The 20,502-nt window shown below is 57.5% G+C and carries 19 protein-coding genes; 10 read left to right on the top strand and 9 right to left on the bottom strand.

All coding sequences use genetic code 11. The features are described from left to right. Nucleotides 1–2 precede the first annotated feature (2 nt). The gene (locus BOA8489_RS08950; RefSeq protein WP_093973686.1) at nucleotides 3–1,061 is read left to right on the top strand and encodes an ABC transporter ATP-binding protein; all 1,059 of its coding nucleotides are present in this window, start codon (nucleotides 3–5) and stop codon (nucleotides 1,059–1,061) included. Continuing rightward, the gene (locus tag BOA8489_RS08945) at nucleotides 1,058–1,945 is read left to right on the top strand and encodes a carbohydrate kinase family protein (protein ID WP_093973685.1); all 888 of its coding nucleotides are present in this window, start codon (nucleotides 1,058–1,060) and stop codon (nucleotides 1,943–1,945) included. The genes BOA8489_RS08950 and BOA8489_RS08945 overlap by 4 nt, the downstream gene beginning before the upstream one ends. Nucleotides 1,946–2,077: 132 nt before the next feature. Here the strand turns inward: BOA8489_RS08945 and BOA8489_RS08940 are convergent, their stop codons facing one another. Genes BOA8489_RS08940 through BOA8489_RS08930 form a run of 3 tightly spaced genes read right to left on the bottom strand, consistent with a single transcriptional unit; the run spans nucleotide 2,078 to nucleotide 4,529 of the window. Then, entirely contained in the window at nucleotides 2,078–3,301 is a 1,224-nt protein-coding gene (locus tag BOA8489_RS08940) for a metal-dependent hydrolase family protein (RefSeq protein WP_093973802.1), read from the bottom strand. A 14-nt stretch (nucleotides 3,302–3,315) separates the two neighbouring features. Further along, nucleotides 3,316–3,798 (bottom strand): GAF domain-containing protein, encoded by a 483-nt coding sequence (locus BOA8489_RS08935; protein WP_093973684.1) that lies wholly within the window; start codon nucleotides 3,796–3,798, stop codon nucleotides 3,316–3,318. Beyond that, on the bottom strand, nucleotides 3,798–4,529 hold the full coding sequence (locus BOA8489_RS08930; protein ID WP_093973683.1) for a GntR family transcriptional regulator: 732 nt from the start codon (nucleotides 4,527–4,529) through the stop codon (nucleotides 3,798–3,800). The genes BOA8489_RS08935 and BOA8489_RS08930 overlap by 1 nt, the downstream gene beginning before the upstream one ends. A gap of 140 nt (nucleotides 4,530–4,669) precedes the next feature. Between BOA8489_RS08930 and BOA8489_RS08925 the strand changes: the two genes are divergently transcribed. The 7 genes from BOA8489_RS08925 to BOA8489_RS08895 are packed head-to-tail and all read left to right on the top strand — an operon-like array spanning nucleotide 4,670 to nucleotide 13,090. Beyond that, nucleotides 4,670–6,724: a hydantoinase/oxoprolinase family protein gene (locus BOA8489_RS08925; RefSeq protein ID WP_093973682.1), complete on the top strand. Its 2,055-nt coding sequence runs from the start codon at nucleotides 4,670–4,672 to the stop codon at nucleotides 6,722–6,724. Beyond that, the gene (locus tag BOA8489_RS08920) at nucleotides 6,717–8,399 is read left to right on the top strand and encodes a hydantoinase B/oxoprolinase family protein (RefSeq protein ID WP_093973681.1); all 1,683 of its coding nucleotides are present in this window, start codon (nucleotides 6,717–6,719) and stop codon (nucleotides 8,397–8,399) included. Before BOA8489_RS08925 ends, BOA8489_RS08920 begins: the two co-directional genes overlap by 8 nt. Before the next feature lie 50 nt (nucleotides 8,400–8,449). Further along, nucleotides 8,450–9,445, top strand: coding sequence for a TRAP transporter substrate-binding protein (locus tag BOA8489_RS08915; protein WP_093973680.1), 996 nt, complete (start codon nucleotides 8,450–8,452; stop codon nucleotides 9,443–9,445). 9 nt (nucleotides 9,446–9,454) lie between these two features. Next, on the top strand, nucleotides 9,455–10,030 hold the full coding sequence (locus tag BOA8489_RS08910; protein WP_093973679.1) for a TRAP transporter small permease subunit: 576 nt from the start codon (nucleotides 9,455–9,457) through the stop codon (nucleotides 10,028–10,030). After that, a complete protein-coding gene (locus tag BOA8489_RS08905) occupies nucleotides 10,030–11,343 on the top strand; it encodes a TRAP transporter large permease (protein WP_093973678.1) in 1,314 nt (437 codons plus the stop codon). Before BOA8489_RS08910 ends, BOA8489_RS08905 begins: the two co-directional genes overlap by 1 nt. 11 nt (nucleotides 11,344–11,354) lie before the next feature. Further along, nucleotides 11,355–12,095 carry an SDR family oxidoreductase gene (locus BOA8489_RS08900; protein ID WP_093973677.1) on the top strand — a complete coding sequence of 247 codons (741 nt, stop codon included), beginning with the start codon at nucleotides 11,355–11,357 and terminating at the stop codon, nucleotides 12,093–12,095. Then, nucleotides 12,092–13,090 carry a Gfo/Idh/MocA family protein gene (locus tag BOA8489_RS08895; protein ID WP_176440248.1) on the top strand — a complete coding sequence of 333 codons (999 nt, stop codon included), beginning with the start codon at nucleotides 12,092–12,094 and terminating at the stop codon, nucleotides 13,088–13,090. The genes BOA8489_RS08900 and BOA8489_RS08895 overlap by 4 nt, the downstream gene beginning before the upstream one ends. Nucleotides 13,091–13,107: 17 nt before the next feature. Here BOA8489_RS08895 and BOA8489_RS08890 read toward each other — a convergent pair whose 3' ends face one another. The 6 genes from BOA8489_RS08890 to BOA8489_RS08865 all read right to left on the bottom strand — a co-directional run bounded on the left by BOA8489_RS08890 (nucleotide 13,108) and on the right by BOA8489_RS08865 (nucleotide 19,243). Beyond that, nucleotides 13,108–14,241 carry a Gfo/Idh/MocA family protein gene (locus BOA8489_RS08890; protein ID WP_093973675.1) on the bottom strand — a complete coding sequence of 378 codons (1,134 nt, stop codon included), beginning with the start codon at nucleotides 14,239–14,241 and terminating at the stop codon, nucleotides 13,108–13,110. 10 nt (nucleotides 14,242–14,251) lie between these two features. Further along, nucleotides 14,252–14,992, bottom strand: coding sequence for a sugar phosphate isomerase/epimerase family protein (locus BOA8489_RS08885; RefSeq protein WP_093973674.1), 741 nt, complete (start codon nucleotides 14,990–14,992; stop codon nucleotides 14,252–14,254). A 68-nt stretch (nucleotides 14,993–15,060) separates the two neighbouring features. Next, entirely contained in the window at nucleotides 15,061–16,140 is a 1,080-nt protein-coding gene (locus BOA8489_RS08880; RefSeq protein ID WP_093973673.1) for an ABC transporter ATP-binding protein, read from the bottom strand. A gap of 4 nt (nucleotides 16,141–16,144) precedes the next feature. Then, nucleotides 16,145–17,050, bottom strand: a complete 906-nt coding sequence (locus BOA8489_RS08875; protein ID WP_093973672.1) for a carbohydrate ABC transporter permease — start codon at nucleotides 17,048–17,050, stop codon at nucleotides 16,145–16,147. Beyond that, nucleotides 17,043–17,936, bottom strand: a complete 894-nt coding sequence (locus tag BOA8489_RS08870) for a carbohydrate ABC transporter permease (protein WP_093973671.1) — start codon at nucleotides 17,934–17,936, stop codon at nucleotides 17,043–17,045. The genes BOA8489_RS08875 and BOA8489_RS08870 overlap by 8 nt, the downstream gene beginning before the upstream one ends. An 80-nt stretch (nucleotides 17,937–18,016) precedes the next feature. After that, nucleotides 18,017–19,243 carry an ABC transporter substrate-binding protein gene (locus BOA8489_RS08865; protein WP_093973670.1) on the bottom strand — a complete coding sequence of 409 codons (1,227 nt, stop codon included), beginning with the start codon at nucleotides 19,241–19,243 and terminating at the stop codon, nucleotides 18,017–18,019. A 181-nt stretch (nucleotides 19,244–19,424) separates the two neighbouring features. On the opposite strand from BOA8489_RS08865, the gene BOA8489_RS08860 reads away from it, so the two are divergent. Continuing rightward, the gene (locus BOA8489_RS08860; RefSeq protein WP_093973669.1) at nucleotides 19,425–20,483 is read left to right on the top strand and encodes a LacI family transcriptional regulator; all 1,059 of its coding nucleotides are present in this window, start codon (nucleotides 19,425–19,427) and stop codon (nucleotides 20,481–20,483) included. The last annotated feature ends 19 nt before the right edge of the window (nucleotides 20,484–20,502 follow it).

Genomic DNA, 20,502 nt, shown 5'->3' with positions numbered 1-20,502 from the left:
CTTTGGCAAATCTCGCACTTCGCTCGCTGACGAAATCTTACGGCTCGACCGAGGTGCTGCATGGTATCTCGCTGGATGTTTCGGATGGAGAATTCGTGGTCTTCGTTGGCCCGTCAGGCTGCGGCAAATCCACGACGTTGCGCTTGATCGCAGGTCTGGAAGAAACCACCAGCGGGATCATCGAAATCGGTGATCGCGAAGTGAACAATCTTGAACCGAAAGAGCGCGACATCGCGATGGTCTTTCAGAACTATGCGATTTATCCGCATATGTCTGTGAAGAAGAATATTGCCTTTGGGCTGCGGTCTTCCAAGATGCCCAAGGCTGACAAAGAGAAGCGTATTCAGGAGGTTGCGGGAATCCTGGATATGACGGAACTGCTGGACCGAAAACCTTCGCAGCTTTCCGGCGGACAGCGTCAGCGTGTTGCGATCGGGCGGGCCATGGTGCGGGATCCGGCCGTGTTCCTGTTTGACGAGCCACTTTCGAACCTCGATGCCCAGTTGCGGACCCAGATGCGTCTCGAGATCAAAAGGCTTCATCAGCGCGTCGGTAGTACAATCATTTTCGTAACTCACGATCAGGTCGAGGCCATGACGATGGCTGACCGAATCGTCATCATGAAGGACGGCCATATCCAACAGGTCGGAACACCAAGCGAGGTCTATCACAAGCCTGCCAATACCTTTGTCGCAAGGTTTATTGGTGCACCATCGATGAATTTGCTGCCTGCAAGCATGTCGGGTGAGATGATTTGCCTGACGGGCGGGCGACAGGTCGAGGTGACCTTGAAAGAACTTCCGTCTGGCAAGGACGTGCTTGTCGGCGTTCGTCCGGACGATCTTCTTCCCGACGATGTGAATCCCGTCATAAGCGGCAAGGTAACCGTGTTGGAGCCCCTAGGGCCGGAAACACTGATCTACGTCGAGACCGCAAGCGGCGAGATTATCGCCGAGGCCGACGGAAGGTCTCCGCCCCGGGTGGGCGACACAGTCAACCTTGGTGCGGGACCCGAACATCTGCATGTCTTCGATGCTAAGACAGGAGAAGCTCTTACATGAGCGGGGGTGTCCTCTGTGCCGGCCGGCTTTATTGCGATGTCGTGTTTACGGGTGCGCCACGCTTGCCGACGTTGGGCACGGAGGTCTTTGCCGATGGCTTGTCTTTGCACGCCGGAGGAGGGGCCTTCATAACAGGCGCAACCCTTGCGGCTTTGGGGGATCGCGCGACGCAGTTTTCCGTCTTACCCGCAGCGCCATTCGACGCCGTTGTTCGTGAGGCGCTTCGCAAGGCCGGTGTGTCTTCCAACTTGTGTCATGCAGCGCCTGTGGGAAGCGATCCACAGGTCACGGTTGCCATCCCAATTGCGAATGACCGTGCGTTTCTGACACGCGCCACGGGTCAGGCTTTGCCTCCGCTTGGGACGTTTGACTGGACCGGGTTCTCACACCTTCACATCGGTGAACTCGGCACGCTCGAAGAAAACCCTGAACTTATCGAGACGGCAAAGTCGGCTGATCTGAGCATTTCACTAGATTGCGGCTGGCAAGACAGTTTTCGCCCCGAGGTCCGCGATTTGATCGCTGAAGTGGATGTCTTTCTGCCAAACCAACGAGAATTGGCTGCATTGCTCGACGTCGGGGTTCCCGAGACATGCGCCGAGGTGACTGTCGTCAAGAATGGCAAAGACGGCGCGCGCGCATGCGTGCGTGGTCAGTCCGGCTGGCATCACGAGGCATCGCGCCCGGTTCGTGTCGTCGATGCAACCGGGGCTGGCGACGCGTTCAATGGCGGCTTTATCTCTGCCTGGCTGAAAGGTGCATCGCTGAGGGATTGCTTGCGTCAGGGAAACGCCTGCGGTGCAGCATCGGTGCAATCCACTGGAGGGGTTGGCGGATTATCCAGCCTAGCGCAGCCTCAATCTGCAGAACCAAGCCTGCACTAAGCGTAATTGCGAATTCTAACGCCCTGCCTTTCCTCTCTGAAACCGGGCTCCTGCTTTCCGGGCGCGGGTGATGCGTTCCGGCGAAGCACTTGCCGAGTTGAAGATTCCGCATTGGTCAGATGGTCCGCCCGACTACCCTTTTACTGCGATGCCGCCTTTCATGATGAGCGGCATGTGTCGGCCCTGTCCGGTCAGAAGATCAAGGTTTTTCAGCGGGTTGCCTTCGACTGCGATCAAATCGGCATGTGCGCCCGCGACAAGGGCGCCGACTTCGCCCTCCATCCGCAAGACCTTGGCTGCATCAAGTGTTGCCGCGCGGATCACTGCGTCTGTGGGCAGGTAACGCCCTCGCAGGGTAAATTCACCTGATTGCTCGCTTTGCATTCCGCCCAAAAGGTCTGTTCCGTAACCCATCGTGACTCCAGCGGAATGCAGCTTCTCCAGCTTTTCCAAACCGGCCTCGCGGACGTCTTCGATTTTGGCCACGGACTCTGGCGGCAGTCCGAATTCCGCGCCGCGCCGTGCCAGAAGGTCGTAGGTTATGTTCGTGGGAACGACGACGGCGCCTTCGCGGGCAACGCGCGCTATTGTGTCATCGGAAATCAGATTGCCGTGCTCGATACATTCGATACCGCAATCGAGCGCGCGTCTTATGGCTGCGTCGGCGTAAAGGTGCCCCGAAACGTAGGTGCCAAAACCCTTGGCAATCTCCACTATGGCTTTCAGTTCATCCACCGAGAACACAAGGTAGCCGACAGGGTCCGATGGTGAAGATATGCCTCCGTCCGCCATCACCTTGATGAATTGCACGCCGCCTTTTAGCTCTTCCCTCGCGGCGCGTTGAACTTCAGGAACTCCGTCACAGATGCGCCCCATTGAGCCAAGCTGCGAGGCATACCAGTCAACGCTGCGATTGTCGTAAGGCCCGCGGTAATCCGTGTGGCCACCCGACTGCGAGAGCGCTTTGCCGCAGATGACAAGGCGGGGTCCTTGGAAATAGCCTTGCTCGACGGCTTGTTGCAATCCCCGGTCAGCACCTCCGAGGTCGCGCACGGTGGTGAAGCCGCGCATAAGCATGTCATTCATCAGCCGAGCACTCTTGGCGGCAATCAGCGATGAGGGAAGGCTGGCGTTTTCGCCAAGGTTGGCGGTGGTTGCGATTGTGTGGACGTGGCAGTCAATGAGGCCCGGCATGACGATCAGATCTGACAGATCCAACTCCCCGTCAGCGGCGAATGACACCGATGCCCCGATTTCTTTGATCTTGCCGTCTTCGATGGCGATCTGCACAGGATCGGTTGGGCGATCCTGCGATCCGTCGACGATGCGGGCATTGCGAATAAGGAGCGAAGTCATGGTGTTGGTTCCCATTATGTAGATGGCGGTGTTATCATCGTGGGCAAAAGCGTCTGAGCAATCTGGGCCATTTCTGCGAGGTCGTCGACTGTATAGCTGTCACGCGCCGCATTCAGCGAGAGAATGCCCTTTGTCTGAGCGTTCCAACGAACGGGTGCGCAGGCGCAGGCCTCGCATCCTTTTGAAAGGATCAGTTCCGCGTCTGGAAAGGCCCAGAGGACTTCATCACGGCTGTTGCCGAGCCATGTTTTTCCGCCTTCGATGACGACCTTGCCCCAAGGCGTCCCACCCATGGGTTTCAAGGCTCCGACCGGATAGTCATCGGGTGAAGAGCTGTGCAGGCGCAGCACGTTATTCGTTCCGGGAAGTGTTTGCAGGATCGTCAGGAAGTGGAAGCCGAACAGGTCCGAGCATGCCGTTTCGACGGCCTGAAAAAGTCGTGCGGGCTGGCCGTTTTCCGTTTGGGCCTTGATCAGCTTTTCGAGGGTGTCTTGCATCAGTCCATCTCCCATGTGTCGAGCGACAGGTCATCGACGGAGGCCATTGAACGCGCACCATCGAACAGGACTTTTATTATCCGGTCCTTGGTGAGTTCGTAGTGTTCGACCGCGATCGCATCTGCGCGTGTCACATCGCGGTCCACGATCGCACTAAAGATTTCGCGATGATGCGCGACGGTCGTGGCAAGATGGCTTTGAAGCGTTGCGCTGCTTTTGGTATCGCCGGTTTCTCGGGCACCGCTGAAACAGGCGCGAGCCAGACGGATGGTGTCGACCAGCACGCGGTCGTAGAAATCGCGGATGTATCTGTTCTGCGCTGCCTTTGACACGGCCTTGTGGAAGTCCTGATTGGCTTCGGAACGATTGATACCGTTACCTGTTTCGGCGGCGACCTCAAAGGCGTGCATATACCGTTCGATTGAAACGAGGTCGGTAGTCGTGCGATTTTCTGCGGCCAGTCTGTGTACCAGTCGGCTGGAGACAAGTAGGGCATCGTAGAGCTTCGGCACCTCGTCAAAATCCAGCGGCGCGACCTTGGCTTTGCGTCCGTCCCGAACAACGAGGCCTGCCGCGATCAGTTCGATAATGGCCTCGCGGATTGGCGTTCTTGAGACATCCAGGCGCGCCGCCAGTTCGGCTTCGTCCAGAATCGTGCCCGGGCGAAGCTCCATGCGCAGGATCGAATCTCTGAGCGTTTGAACGACTCTCAGACCGTCACGTTTCATCATTGGCTGTCCGAACTTGGTTGTTTCGCTCGATTTTCTGTTTCGTTTCAATTGCCTGCGTTGTGCAGGATCTTCGCTTGCAAATTCAGTATACTTTTTGGATGCTGAATTACAACAATCCTTGGATCGGGTGATAGAAGCGCATGAATGAGCAGGCTGGACGGTCGGATTGGATTCTGGGTGTTGACGTTGGTGGCACGTTTACTGACTTCGCTGCGCGCAACATGAAGACTGGCAAAACCCGGATCCACAAGCGCCCCTCAACTCCGTCTGATCCATCCGAAGCGATCGTCGAGGGATTTCGCGAGTTGATCGAAAAGGTGGGTATCGACGGCGGCGAGATTGACCGTTTTGCCCACGGCACGACAGTCGCCACCAACGCCTTGCTGCAAAGGAAAGGCGCGCGTGTGGCGGTCGTGACGACCAGGGGGTTTCGCGATCTTCTGGAGATTGGCCGACAGGTGCGTCCGGCGATTTACGACCTGCAGATGGACGCGCCACCGCCGCTTGCGGCGCGTGCAGAACGTCTGGAAGTATCCGAGCGCATTGCCTACGATGGATCGGTTCTGGAGGAACTGAGCGATCAGGCAATCGACGAGATGCTAGCGGGTCTGAGCGGCATTGAAGGTCTGCAAGGGGTCGCAGTGTGCCTTTTGTTTTCCTTTATCAACAATGCGCACGAGCAGCGGCTGGCCAAGGCCATTAGACAGGCCAGACCGGATCTTTACGTCTCGATTTCCTCGGAAGTTCAGCCGGAGTTTCGCGAGTATGAAAGATTTTCGACAACGCTGATCAACGCCTTTCTTCAGCCAGAAGTCGGCAGGTATATGGAACGTCTTCAGGCGACGATCGGCGAGGTGGCCGAGAACGCGCGGTTTGGCATATTCCAGTCGTCGGGCGGCCTGATGTCCGTGGAAAAGGCGGCGCAGTTTCCTGTGCGCACCGCATTGTCGGGACCAGCCGCAGGCGCAGTTGGCGCGGCCGCTTCGGGGGCGGCATCCGGCATCGGAGACCTGGTGACATTGGATATCGGCGGCACTTCCACAGATGTTTGCCTGATCCGCGAAGGACAGACTGAGATCGCCTATGTGCGCGAGATTGCCGGATTTCGTATCAGGCTTCCGATGGTCGATATTCACACAGTCGGCGCCGGCGGAGGCTCGATTGCGCGGATAGAGGCGGATGGCTTGATGAAGGTCGGACCCGAGAGTGCCGGAGCCGTCCCGGGGCCGGCATGCTACGGAAAGGGCGGGAGCGAGCCTACCGTGACCGACGCCAATGTCTTTCTGGGCAGGCTGCCGTTGTCATTGGCGGGGGGAGGATTGACGATCGACCGGGCGAAAGCCGAAGACGTCATTGCCTCGATTGCCGACAATCTGGGGGTTTCTCCTGTCAAGGCGGCGCTGGGGATTGTCGGGATTGCGACCTCCAACATGATGCGGGCGATTAGGTCGGTATCGACCGAAAAGGGTCACGACCCGCGCGACTTCTCGTTGATGCCGTTCGGTGGAGCAGGGGGGTTGCATTCCGCCGATGTTGCGGCAGCCCTTGGGATCAAGCGGATCGTCATTCCGCGCACGCCGGGAATTTTGTGCGCCGAAGGGTTGCTGGAAGCCGAATTGCAGGAGAACTTCGTCCTTCCTTGTCGCGGCCGGCTTGAGGGCGCGATGGAAGACATTGCGGCAGCGGCGCGCGCGCTTGATGCTGAGGGAATTGATTGGTTGCGCCGCGAAGCAGGTGGCAGTCAGGGAGGCCGCGTTATCGTGACTTTGGACATGCGATACGTGGGTCAGAATTACGAACTTGCGGTTGAGATGTCGGCTGGCGGCGGCGACATCGACAGTCTACGGCGCGGCTTTCTGGAAGCGCATGAACGCGCCTATGGTCACGCCGACCCCGACGCGGCAATTGAAGTGGTGAATATTCGCGCCAAGGCTGTTGCCCGGTTGGCGCGGGGCGAAACGGACCTGACTGGCCCCGAACGTCTGGGGGCGCCGAAAGAAGTCGTTCCGGTGTGGTGGACCGAATTCGATCAGTTGGAGACGCCGATTTTCGAGCGGGGCGATTTGCCTGTCGGCACCGTTCTTGAAGGTCCTGTCATCATAACGCAACTGGACGCGACAACATTGGTTCCACCGGGGTCGGTCGTGACCGTGGATGCCGCGCTGAACCTTTTGATGGAGAGCCGTGATGTCTGACGCTCCCGAGCTTGATCCGATTGCGCTGGAGATCACCTGGAACGGTTTGAAATCGATCGCGGACGAGTGTTTTCTGACGATCATGCGAAGTGCCTTTTCGACGAACATCAAGGAGCGCCACGATCATTCAACCGCGATTGCGGATGCGCGCGGCAGGTTGATCGTTCAGGCCGAGCGCGCATTGCCAATCCATCTGGCTTCGATGTCCGGGCTGATGACGCATATCTTGGAGATCTACGGGGATCGGATTGCGCCGGGCGACATCTTTATCGGCAATGACCCCCATGTGGCGGGTGGCACGCATCTTCCCGACATCAATTTGGCTGCGCCGGTTTTTGATGGGGACACGTTGATCGGTTTTGTGGCGAACATCGTGCATCATGCGGATGTGGGTGGCGCGGCGGTCGGGTCGATGTCTGGCGGTTTGGATGAGATTTACAAAGAGGGTTTGCGGATTCCGCTGGTGCGCCTCTACCGCGATGGCGCGCTGGACGACGATATCATGCGGTTGCTGCTGCTGAACATGCGCCTTCCGGACGAGCGAAAAGGTGATCTTTACGCACAGATCGCGGCCATCCGGCTTGGGTGCAAGCGCCTTGGTGAAGTGATGGACCGCATCGGAGCCGAGACGCTGACGCAGACGTTTTCCGAGATCGTGAGCCGGACATACATCCGGATGCAGACGGCCATTTCGCGGCTGCCGGACGGTGAATATACGTTCCAGGATGTTATGGATGATGACGGAGCGGGGACCGAGAATATTCCTATTGTCCTTACAATCCGAAAGTCGGGCACCGAGATCGTTTTCGACTTCGCCGGAACCGCCGATCAGGTGCTCGGAAACTTCAATCTTACGCTGAATGCAACGCAATCGGCGGTGTGTTTTGCGCTGAAGGCTCTGCTGGATTCCGATGTACCGAACAATCAGGGCATATTCGACGCTATTGGAATCGAGGCTCCGCTTGGGTCATTTGTGAACTGCGTCGCGCCTGCTCCGGTGGCTTTACGGGCCAACACGTGTCAGCGGGTGGTAGACATCGTCATCGGTGCTTTGGCAGATGCGTTGCCCGATCAGGTCGTCGCGGCGACGAACGGAGCCAACACTAGTGCGGTTTTTGCCGGGACCGATCCCCGCACCGGCGGGCAGTATGTCTATCTGGAAACGCTTGGTGGCGGCATGGGTGCGCGCGCCACACATGATGGCAAGGATGGTGTTCAGGTGAACATCACCAACACGTCCAATTTGCCCGTGGAAGCCATCGAACAGGAGTATCCGCTGAGGGTCGAGGAATATGCACTTGTCGAAGACAGTGGCGGGGCCGGAAGGTACCGCGGTGGCATGGGCATCAGGCGTGTGATCCGTCCTGTGGATCACACCTGCGAATTCAACGGAGTCGGAGAGCGGTTCACCAATCAGCCCTGGGGGCTTTTTGGCGGAAAATCAGGCGCAACCGGGTCATTTCAGGTGAAAAATGACGATGGTCCAACAACTCCTTTGCCAGCGAAGGCATCTCGTGTGAAGCTGTCACCACATGATGCGGCAATTATCGTGACTCCAGGCGCTGGTGGGTACGGGCCTCCGAAGGATCGCAGCAGCGAGCATTTGGAGAAGGACAAGCAGTCCGGCAAGTTCACCGAAGCCTTCTTGGCGAGGCACTATTTTGAAGCGGAATAATCAACGGACCTGACCAGAAAGGCCGGGTCTTTATAACAGGGAGTAAGTTCATGATTATGAAGTCTGTTCTTGGAAGCATCGGGGTGGCTGCCGTGATGCTTGCAGCGCCAGCTTATGCGCAAGACGTCAAATGGGATATGGCAAACGAATATCAAGACACATCCATCCACGGTCAGGCCCAGAAGGTTTTCACCGATACGGCGCGCGAGGCGTCCGGCGGATCAATTGATATCACCAACCATTTCGGCGGATCGATTGGCTACAAGTCCAAGGAGCATTTCGATGCGGTCGCGGACGGTGCATTGCCGATTGCCAACACCAGCATGGGTCAGGTCGCGGGCATCGAGCCGATGTTCCTTTTGTCGTCACTGCCATTCCTTGTCGGATCAGCCGAAGATGCACGGCTTTTGTGGGAAGTGGCGCGCCCGAAATACGAGGAAGTCTTCGCGCGAAACAACCAGGTGTTGCTCTATGCTTCGCCGTGGCCGCCAGCAGGTATCTGGGCGAAAAAGGCTATCACGTCCGAGGATGAGCTTGCCGGTGTCAAGACCCGGGCATGGGATGCAAGCGGCACGAGCACGCTGATCAACGCCGGCGCTGCCGCCATTCAGATGAGCTGGGCCGATGTTGTGCCGCAGCTTGCGACCGGTGGCATCGATGCGGTTCTGACCTCGGCCGAGGGCGGCACGAACGCCAAGTTCTGGGAACATCTGAGCCATTTCTCGGCAATCAACTATTCGATGTCGCTGAACATGACGCACGTAAACAAGGACGAATGGGACGCGCTTACCGATGATCAGCGGGCTGCACTGCTGACAGCTTCGGAAGCCGCAAGCGACGCAGCCTGGGGTGCTCTGGCGACGCGGGTCGCTGAAAACTATGCCGACATGGAAGCTAACGGGATTACCGTGATTGCGGAAGTTCCGTCGGAATTCCTTGGCCAGCTTTCGGCTGCAGGCGAGCAGGTCTATGCCGACTGGCTTGAAAAAGTCGGGGCCGACGGACAGGCAATTCTTGACGAATACCGCGCCCAAAAGGGCTCGTAAGTTCAGCAAATGACGCGGCCCTGCGCGTTGCGCGGGGCCGTTTTTGCCATTGCAAAACGAAGTGGGGCGGCTGTGCTGATAAAGGCCTTTGTCAAGGTGAACGATCTGGCGGGGAATTTCGCTGTTCTGATTTCTTCGGTTCTCTTGGTTTACATCGTGGGACACATCACGTTGGAAATCGCGATGCGCCATTTTTTCGAAAGCTCCACGTTTTCGATGGACGAGTTCGTCGGCTATGCCATTGGCGCGATGACGTTCTTGTCGCTGGCCCATACATTCAGATATCGCAAACACATCCGCGTCAGCATTTTGCAATCGTTCGTGAAAGGCCGCGTTGCTCTGGCGGTCGAACTTCTGTGTATCGCCTTCACGTTCGGGATCACGCTATTTCTGGCGCGCTACATCTGGCGCACGCTTGAACGGGATTTCACGCGCGGCACGGTCAGCCCAACTCTGACGGAAACCCCGATATGGATGGTGGATGCCGTGATTTTCGTCGGGTTGGTCTTGTTTCTAAGTCAGCTTCTTGCCAGTGCAGTATTGGCGATCAGGGACGGCGTGCCTGAAGACGAGGCCGTCGAATAATGGAAAGCCTGTTCGTCGCCTTCGTAATCCTTTTGTTGGTCATGTTCTTTCTGGGACTTGGCGTCTGGGTCTTTGCCGGTTTGCTGCTGGTCAGCACTGTGGGCCTTGTTTTCCTGATTGATATGCCGCCGGACCGGATCGGCAAGATCATGTCCCCCCTTGTCATTAGAAGCGCGACGTCGTGGGAGATATCGGCCATCCCGATGTTTATATGGATGGGCGAGATCATGCTGCGAACCGATATGTCGGATCGCCTGTTTCGAGGGCTGTCGCCTCTGACGTATCATTTGCCGGGCCGGCTCTTGCACACGAATATCATGGGCTCTGCCCTGTTCGCGGCGATCAGTGGGTCAAGTGCTGCAACCACGGCGACAGTCGGCAAGATCACTCTGGCGGAACTCGAAAAGCGCAACTATTCGAAAATGCTGGCGTTTGGATCGCTGGCCGGAGCAGGCAGTCTGGGTCTGCTTATCCCCCCCTCGATCGTGATGATCGTTTACGGCGTTCTGGCAGAGGTTTCGATTTCCCGCCTGTTCGCGGCGGGCGTGATCCCCGGTTTGATGATCGCGTCGCTTTATGCGGGATACGTGATGATTGTCAGCCTCATGTACCCGGATGTCGCACCGCCGGATCGCGAAAAGCCGGGGCTGAAGGAAATGGGCAAAGGGCTGCTTGACCTGATCCCGATTTCAGTTCTGATTTTCATTGTTCTGGGATCAATCTACAGCGGCATTGCGACACCTTCGGAGGCTGCGGCTGTCGGGGTCGTGGCGACCTTGACCATGACGGTGTTGACCGGGCAGATGAACCGCGATGTGTTCTTCGGCACCCTCGTTTCGTCGGTCCAGACAAGCTGCATGATCGCCGCGATTCTGATCGCGGCCGCCTTCCTGTCAACCGCGATGGGCTTTCTTCATGTGCCGCAGGATGTCGCGAACGCCATCGGCTCGCTGGATTTGTCGCCCTATCAGCTAATCTTCATCCTTGCGATTTTCTATGTGCTTCTCGGCATGTTTCTGGAGGGCATTTCTATAACAGTTATGAGTTTGCCGATTACGCTGCCGCTGATCCTCGGCGCGGGGTTCGACCCGATCTGGTTTGGCATCTTTCTGGTTATCATGGTCGAATTGGCGCAGATCACGCCGCCCGTCGGTTTTAACCTGTTCATCATCCAGGGCCTGACCGGAACGCCGATCATGCGCGTCGCACTTGCGGCATTGCCGTTCTTTATCCTGATGTGCGTCGGTGTGGTGATACTGACGCTTTTCCCGGACATCGCGCTTTGGTTGCCAAATCTGCTGTTCAATAGCTGAGGACGCGCGCGATGCAGAGGCTTCACAACAAGACCTGTCTGGTCACCGGCGCCGGTGCCGGGATCGGGTATGCAACGGTTGAGGCATTCATTGCCGAGGGGGCGAATGTCATTGCGATCGACCGCACGCCAGTAGGGTTGGCCGATCTGGCCAGTCGCCATTCCGGGCTGAAGACGCATGTTGTCGACGTAACCGACGCAGGCGCGGTCAAGGCGCTCATAGGCGGATTGGACAGATTGGACGTGCTGTTCAACTGTGCGGGCATGGTGACGACGGGCGATCTGTTGACGTGCACTCCCGAGGACTGGACGCGGACGTTCGATCTGAACGTGACCGCGATTTTTCATATGTGTCGCCATGCCGTGGCCTTGATGATCAAGTCAGGCGGCGGGAGCATCGTGAACATGGGGTCCGTCATATCGTCTATCGGTGCAGCTCCGGACCGGCTGGCATATGGGGCCAGCAAAGCGGCAGTGATCGGCTTGTCCAAGTCGATTGCGCTGGACTACGCCGCAGAAAACGTGCGTTGCAATGTGATTTGTCCGTCAGCCGTCGAAACACCTTCCATGGCGGCGCGGATCGAGGCGATGGACGATCCGGTCGCAGCGCGGCGTGCCTTCGAAAGCCGTCAGCCGATCGGACGTATGGCGTTCACTGGCGAGATTGCCGAAATGGCCGTCTATCTAGCAAGCGATCTGTCGGGCTGCGTGACAGGAAGTACGATGATCATGGATGGAGGGGCGAAGCTGTGAGTGAGCAAGTGCCTGTGCGCGCAGCCATTGTCGGTCTTGGGCGGTGGGGGCAGAACCTTGTGTCGTCCGTCGCGGGTCAACCGGACACGGGCCTGGAATTCACCCGTGGCGTGACCAGAACTCCGGACAAGGCTGTTGATTTCTGCCGGTCGCGGGGCCTGCGGCTTTCGGATGATTATGACTCGGTTCTTGCCGAAGCCGACGTTGATGCTGTTGTTCTGGCAACGCCGCACAGCCAGCATTGCGATCAGATTTGTGCGGCGGCGCGGGCTGGCAAGCATGTTTTTGTCGAAAAGCCCGTGACGCTGACGCTTGAAGAGGCGCAGCGGGCTATCGCTGCGTGCGACGAGTATTCCGTCGTTCTGGCTGCAGGGTTCAATCGGCGGTTCTTGCCCGGATATCAGGCGCTTAAGACGCAGATGTTGGCCGGGCACATTGGTGTAGCACTTCATGTAGATGCGAACTTCTCGGGGCCGTTTGGCTACGACTACACCGCTGATATGTGGCGGGGAACCGTCTCTGAAAATCCGGCGGGTGGAATGGCGGCGATGGGTATCCATATGCTTGATGCGATGATCGGCGTTTTAGGACCTGTCCACGCGGTGACCTGTCTCAGCCGCCGGCGGGTCTTGAGCGCACCGATTGATGACACGACAACGGTCCAGATTGAATTTGATAGTGGTGCAACCGGCACTTTGACGACGCTCATGGCGACGGGTGCAAACTGGCGTTTTCAGGTGTTCGGATCGTCCGGTTGGCTTGCCATGCCGGATCAGAGCACGCTGACACTTCAGAAAATCGGGCACGAGCCCGAGGAGCGTCACTTCCAGGCGGCGGACACGCTGCGCGACGAATTGGAGCATTTCGCCCGTTGCATCCGCAATGGGGTCACCCCGATCGTGTCACGTCAGGATATACTGTCCGGCGTCGCGGCGATGGAAGCGATCGCAATCTCGGCCGCGATGGCCGGTGCGCGCACGGAAGTGAACCGATAGGTGGCTGCCCTATTGCTTCAAGCCAGTAAATCCTGCGCTTGGTTTGGTGCTAGCCGTTCCGGGCGCTCGCAGGTTGTGACCATGTCGATCCAGCGGCGCTCTTCGGCGGAACGCAGGATGGCGGTCATGACCTCTACCACATGTGTCGCAAGTTCGAGGCTACAGCGATGGGGTCGACCCTGCGCTATGGCCGCCGCCATATCCGCCAGTCCTGCACCGCGATAGTTCGCGCGACCAACGCCTTGCCCGTCAGCGGCATTGGGGACACCAAACGGGTGGTCCTGCGCGGCGACCTTGCCTGCTTCGCCGCCTTTCTCTGCCAACAAGACATCTCCTCCGAAGAAATTCGGGTCTGGTACATAAAGCGAGCCCTTGGTGCCATAAAGTTCGATGTTTTCATGGCGATGCGCCCATACGTCCCAACTTGCGCCAAGCGTGATGATAGCGCCGTTGCAGAACTCCAGAACAGCATGGATGTTTGTGGGTGTCTCGACCGGCACAGTCTCTCCCAGCCTTGGGCCGTTTTCGATTGTGCGGGTTTTGAAGCTGGCGGAGGCCATGGCCGACACGGTTTTCACCGGCCCGATCAGTTGCACCAGATTGGTGATATAATAGGGGCCGAGATCAAGAATCGGCCCGCCGCCTGGCTGGAAGAAGAAGTCCGGGTTGGGGTGCCATGACTCCATCCCATGCGACATCACATGGCAGGTGCCGCCGATGATTTCGCCGACCTTGTCGTCGTCGATGGTCGCGCGCGCCAGTTGGTGCGCTCCACCCATGAAGGTGTCGGGCGCGGACCCGACGCGCAGACCCTTTTGGACCGCAAGTGCGCGCAGGGCCTCGCCTTCTTCTAGGGATAAAACATAGGGCTTTTCGGAATAAGCGTGCTTACCGGCTTCGAGAATGCGCTTGGTGACCTCGAAATGGGCTGCAGGAATGGTCAGGTTCACCACGATCTGAACATCATCCGCGGCCAACAGATCGTCGATGGTATCGGCGCGCACCGCGTGTTCCTTGGCGCGTTTCTCTGCAGCTTGCATATTGAGATCGGCAACGGCGATCACCTCGAACGAGTTAAACAGAGGCGCAAGTTCGAGATACGCCGATGATATGTTTCCGCATCCGATGATGCCGACGCCGAATTTCGTCATTGTCTATTCCTCAAAACGCCTGAACTGTCGCAAGTGACCGGGTAGCCATGCGTTTGTGATCATTTGGGTTGTCGTGTTCGATAACGTAGCGGGTCACGCCCGCCGCATCCATCGCCGGTTTGATGGCGGGCCAGTTCATTGTGCCGTAACCAACGTCGGCCCAACCGCTTTCATCAGCGTTTTCGCCTTCGGGTGCGACGTCCTTGACGTGGACGTTTGAAATGCGATCAGCGTATTTGTGCAACCATGCGACTGGGTCCTGTCCGGCGACATGCACCCAAGCGAGATCAAGTTCGAGCATGATGTTCTTGGACGCCGCGGCGATCACATCCAGCGGCATCTGACCCTCGACCGGCACGAGTTCGAAGTCGTGATTGTGCCAAGCGAATTCCAGACCTGCCGCAACAATCGGCTTGCTCATTTCGGCAAGGCGGTCGGCGAACGTCTTCCATCCGGCAAGGTTCGTTGGGCGGACTTCAGGGGCAATGTATGGCGCAATGACCGTGCCGATACCAAGTGCGCGGGCAATCGAGATCACCTTTTCAGGATCGCTTTCGATCAGGTCCGGGGCGAAGTGTCCGGTTGGCATGGTCATGCCATGTGACTGAAGCAAGGCCTTCGTGCGGGGCAGATCTTCGTATTGCGGGCCAACGCCTTCGACTTCCTTGAAGCCAGCCGCGGCCAGCATCGCGAAGGTTTCTTCGATGTCCCAGTTGCGGGACGAGTAGAGCTGATAGGAGATGGTCGGCATGGTCTTTCCTTGTGCGAAGATGTTTGCTGAAGGGCGCGCCGCCCGGTGGCGACGTCGCAGATCAGATATCAGAGCCGGAGTTCGGATTTTGCGTCAAAAAGAGACGCCATTGACGGGTTGATACCGATCCGTAACTTTTCGCCCAACGAGACGCGCGACTGTCCGTCCATGCGAACCCGGAAGTGGTTTCCGGCAACAGTGCAGTCGATCAGCGTATCCGAACCCGTTGGCTCGATCAGGCTGACTTCGACGTCGACCTGGAAGGCAGCATTGCCGACAAGTTCACCTGTAACGACATGCTCGGGACGAATGCCGATTGTGGCGTCCGCGTCTACAGGGCTTCCGCCAGCAAAGTCGTAGCCATCGAGAGGAATCGACAAATCGCCGACATGGAACGCGCCGCCCTGGATTCTCCCGTCAAGGAAATTCATCGAAGGAGAACCAATGAAATCAGCGACATACTTGTTTACAGGGCGGCCGTAAATCTCATCCGGCGAGCCAAGTTGCATGATCTGGCCGCCGCGCATGATGGCGATACGGTCGGCAAGCGTCATGGCTTCGATCTGGTCGTGCGTCACATAAATCATCGTGTTCTGAAGGCTGTGATGCAGTCTCTTGATCTCCACACGAAGATCGGCGCGCAGCTTGGCGTCGAGGTTTGAAAGTGGCTCATCAAAGAGGAAGACATCCACATCGCGCACCAAAGCTCGCCCAATCGCCACACGCTGTCGCTGACCACCGGACAAAGCGGCTGGTTTGCGTTTCAGAAGCGGTTCGATCTGAAGAATTTCCGAGGCACGTTTCACGCGGCTTTCGATCTCGGCCTTTGGCAGTTTGGCGTTTTTCAAACCAAACGAGAGGTTTCCTTCAACCGTCATCTGCGGATAGAGCGCATAGGACTGGAACACCATACCGATCCCGCGCTCAGACGGTTCGGCCCATGTGACGTTTGTTCCGTTGATATGGATTTGCCCGCCGCTGACGTCCAGAAGTCCCGCGATGCAGTTCAGCAGGGTCGACTTGCCGCAACCAGACGAGCCGAGCAGCACGAGGAATTCGCCCTTGCCGATGTCCAGATTGAGGTCTTGCAGGACTTTGACGGCGCCAAAGTGAAGGTCGAGTTTTTTTATTTCAACTGAGTTTGTCATGAGATCAGCCTTTGACTGCGCCGGCTGCGATGCCGCGTACGAAGAGTTTTCCAGAGACGAAATAGATGGTCAGGGGCACCAGACCTGTGATGATCGTGGCGGCCATGTTGACGTTGTATTCCTTTACGCCCTGCGTCGAGTTTACGATGTTGTTGAGGGACACTGTCATCGGATAGCTGTCGGGGCCGGTATAGACGACGCCGAAAAGGAAATCGTTCCAGATACCAGTGACTTGCAGGATCACCGCGACTGTGAATATCGGAAGGGACATTGGCACCATGATGCGGAAATAGATGCCCCAGAACCCAGCGCCATCAACGCGTGCGGCCTTGAACAATTCCTCGGGAAGGGATGAGAAATAGTTCCTGAACAACAGCGTCAGGATCGGCATTCCAAAGACCGTGTGGACAATGACCAATCCCGTCAGAGATCCATAAAGCCCGATCTCGCGCAGCATGATCACGATGGGATAGAGCATCACCTGATAGGGAATGAAGGCGCCGAAGATCAGGATGGTGAAGAAGACGTTGGCGCCTTTGAATTTCCAGTTTGCCAGCGCGTAGCCGTTCACAGATGCGATAATGATCGACAGGATCACGGACGGAATGGTGATGCGGACCGAGTTCCAGAAGCCCGTGCTGAGGCCGTCGCATGTGAGGCCCGTGCAAGCCTGTGACCAGGCTTTGACCCAAGGCTCAAAGGTGACTTCGAGAGGGGGGGCGAAAATGTTGCCGAGGCGGATTTCTGGCATTCCCTTAAGCGACGTCACGATCATGATATAAAGGGGCAGGGCATAGTAAAGCGTGACCACGAACAGGGTTCCGTAAAGGAAGATATTGCGGCGCGATAAGGCCTTTTTGGGTTTTGGCCCGTGCGGGCCGGTGAAGCTGTGCGATGTTGTCTCAACCACGGTTCTTCGAGCCTCCGAATTCGAGAAATGCCCAAGGGATCACGACCAGCGCGACAGTCACCAGCATCATGGTCGAGGCCGCAAAGCCCTGCCCGAGATTGTTGGCCTGAAACATCATGTCGTAGACGTATTTTGCCGGAACCTCGGTCGCGATGCCGGGTCCTCCCCCGGTTTGTGCAACGATCAGATCGTAAATTTTCACGATACCCGTAACTACCAGTACCAGCGTCGTGATGAAGACGGGCCGCATCATCGGGATGACGATGAAGAGGTAGGTTTTCCATGCCGGAATGCCGTCGACCCGCGCCGCCTTCCAGACGTCCTGATCAATGCCACGCAGGCCCGCCAGCATCAGTACCATGACAAGACCGCTGCCTTGCCAGAGACCGGCAATCAGAATGCCGAAAATCGCGATCTCGGCGTTGTAGAGGGGATCGAAGGTGAACGTCTCCCATCCCCAGCCTCGGACGATGTTCTGAACACCGAATTCCGGGTTCAGGATCCATTGCCAGACCAGCCCGGTAACGACGAAGCTCAGGGCGTAGGGATAGAGAATGACAGTGCGAATTGTATTTTCGAAGCGGATTTTCTGATCGAGAAGGGCCGCTAGAATGAAGCCGATGACGAAGACCAGCACCAGCATCGACAGGCCATAGATGGCGAGATTCTCAATCGAAACCAGCCATTTTCGGGTGTCCCAGAGGCGCTCGTATTGGTCGAGTCCGACCCACTTCAGGCGCGGCAACAGGCCGGAGCTAGTAAAGCTGTAAACAATGGTCCAAGCCGTTCCGCCGACAAACACAAAGAGAGCCGTCACGATCATCGGGATCGCTGCGATCTTTGCGGATTTGTTGCGGAATAACTGATTTGGGCGTGTAGAAGCCATCTGCTCCCCCCCTTTTGACAATCAGAAACTCGTGGGTGTCGGCCCGCCATCTTCGAGCAGGTCGACGCCCATTGGTTCGCTTATTCGGCGCGTGAGATGATCTTCACGAAGTCCGCCTGTGCGTCCGCGGCGCTGATCGAGGCGTCCGCGAAGAACTCTGTGAAGAGCGTGTTGATCTGGTTCGTCGTGTCAGACGTCAACAGCATGTTGGTGTCAGGCAGAAGCGCGCCGTCAGCCAGAAGGGCCAGACCCTTTTGCATGCAGTCATTTGCCGACGATAGATCGATGTCACCACGTACAGGCAAAGACCCCTTCTTAAGGTTGAAGGCCACTTGCGTTTCGGGCTTCAACATCAGAGCTGCGAGTTCAGATTGTGCCGCGATTTGTGCGTCGTCTGACAGGACGGGGAAGTAGAACGCGTCGCCGCCTGTGCCCAGAAGCTCGGTCACGCCGAGACCCGGAAGGCAGCTATAGTCCTGTCCTGCAACTTGTTCTGCCACGGCGAATTCACCTTGTGCCCAGTCGCCCATGATCTGGCCGCCGGCCTGACCCGTGATGACGAGGTTTGTCGCATCGTTCCAATTCTGAACTGTCGAAGTCGCCGCCATGTCGCGCGCATCAGCAGCGGCTGCAAAGACGCGGGCGACTTCTGGTCCGGCCGCGACTTCGGCGTTCTTGTCGCCATAGACTGCCAGATAGATCTCGCTTGGCACGAGGGCTGCGAACATGACGTTGAACGCGCCCGACTGCTGCCAACCCTGCTGACCCATCGCCAAGGGCGTCTTGCCCGCATCGGCCAAGGCTTGCGACGCGCCGACGAATTCGTTCCAGTTGGTTGGAACGCTGAGGCCGACGTCCTCAAATGCCTTGTGCGAGACCCAAAGCCACTGCCATGAGTGGATGTTCACCGGGGCGCAATAGATGCGGCCATCGACAGTGCAGGCATCAAGAAGCGTCGAGGGGTTCACGATATCTTTCCAGCCTTCGGCTTCGGCAATATCGGTGATGTCGCGCAGAAGGCCGGCTTCGATGAGTTCTTCCGCCTGACGGCCGTGGTTGAACTGGAAGGCGCCCATCGGATCACCGCCTGTCAGGCGGCTGACCATGACTGCGCGTGCAGATTCACCACCAGCGATCGCAGCATCGACCCAAGTGTTCCCTGTGGCGTTGAACGCGGCGGCGAATTCCTGAACGGCAGCAGCCTCGCCACCTGAAGTCCACCAGTGCATGACTTCCAGCTCTGTTGCGGATGCGCTGGACGCAGCCACAATGGCTGTCGCTGCAAGTAATTGGGTAGATCGATTCATTTTGGTTCCTCCCTATAGCTGAATCGTTTTAGAAATTTCTATAACGATTTAGTTTATGCTTGCAAGAGTTTTTTGTTAGCGCCTAAACTATCAGATGGCCGAGCTGTATCCTTGATCAGCGGAGCGCTAGCAATCAGGAGCGTCCTCACGCTATTACTGTGCGGACGCAGGGAGTGGTCGGATGAAACGCATTGCGTCCGAAGTGGCAAAAACGAGCGACGAAGAGATTCGTAGCCAGGTGAAGGCCGGTGAAAGACCGACGCTGAAGACCATTTCCCGAATCAGCGGTATGGCCGTGGCGACGGTTTCGCGCGCCCTCAGCGATGCGCCCGACATCGGCAGCGACACCAAGGACCTCGTGCATCGGATTGCCAATACGATTGGCTATGTCCCGAACCGCGCCGGAGTGCGTCTGCGCACCGGGCGCACGAATGTCATCACGCTGGTCATCCCGGCCGAAGCCGATGTGATGACCAATGCGGCGAGGCTGACCAGTTCCATTGCCGGCGAATTGCGCGGCACCCAGTTCCACCTCAATATCTTGCCGTGGTTCCCAGATGAGGATCCGCTGAAGCCGATAAAATATATCGTGGAAACGCGGTCCGCCGACGCGGTCATTTTTAACATGACCGAGCCAGAAGACAGGCGTGTCGCCTATCTGATGGAGCACAAGTTTCCTTTTGCCACACACGGAAGGACGAACTGGTGCGACCAGCACGCCTATTACGATTATGACAACACCTCCTTCATCAGTGGCGCCCTGAAGCGACTGACAGAACGTGGGCGCTCGAATGTGCTCGCCATTCTTCCCAACCTGAAGCAGTTTTATGCGCAGGATATGGTGAGGGGACTAGAGCGGAATTCCGAGCGCCTCAATATCCGCTATCGCATCGCTCAGAACGTCGACAGCGACCGGACAGCCGAAGATATTCGCCATTGGGTCACGCGCCGTCTGGAACAGTCGCCCGAGATAGACGCCATTATCTGTTCGTCCTCAAAGGGCGCGATCGCCGCAGTTGTCGCCGCCGAAGAAAAGGGGCGTGTTCTGGGGAGCGACATCGATGTCTACACCAAGGAAGCCGCACCGATCCTGAAAACGTTTCGCGAAAACATCATTGTCGAGATTGAAGATGTCGGCGAGGCGGGGCGGTTCCTGGCCAAAGCTGTGACCCGGCAGCTTAAACACCCCGAACAGAAACTGATGCAATATCTGTTCGTTCCAAACGACCAGGCATCCTGACTGCCAAAAGGCGTGAAGA

The sequence above is a fragment of the Boseongicola aestuarii genome, assembly GCF_900184815.1.
GTDB classification, from domain to species: domain Bacteria; phylum Pseudomonadota; class Alphaproteobacteria; order Rhodobacterales; family Rhodobacteraceae; genus Boseongicola; species Boseongicola aestuarii.
Note: the sequence above shows the minus strand (reverse complement) of the source record. Positions and strands in the feature narration are given on the sequence as shown.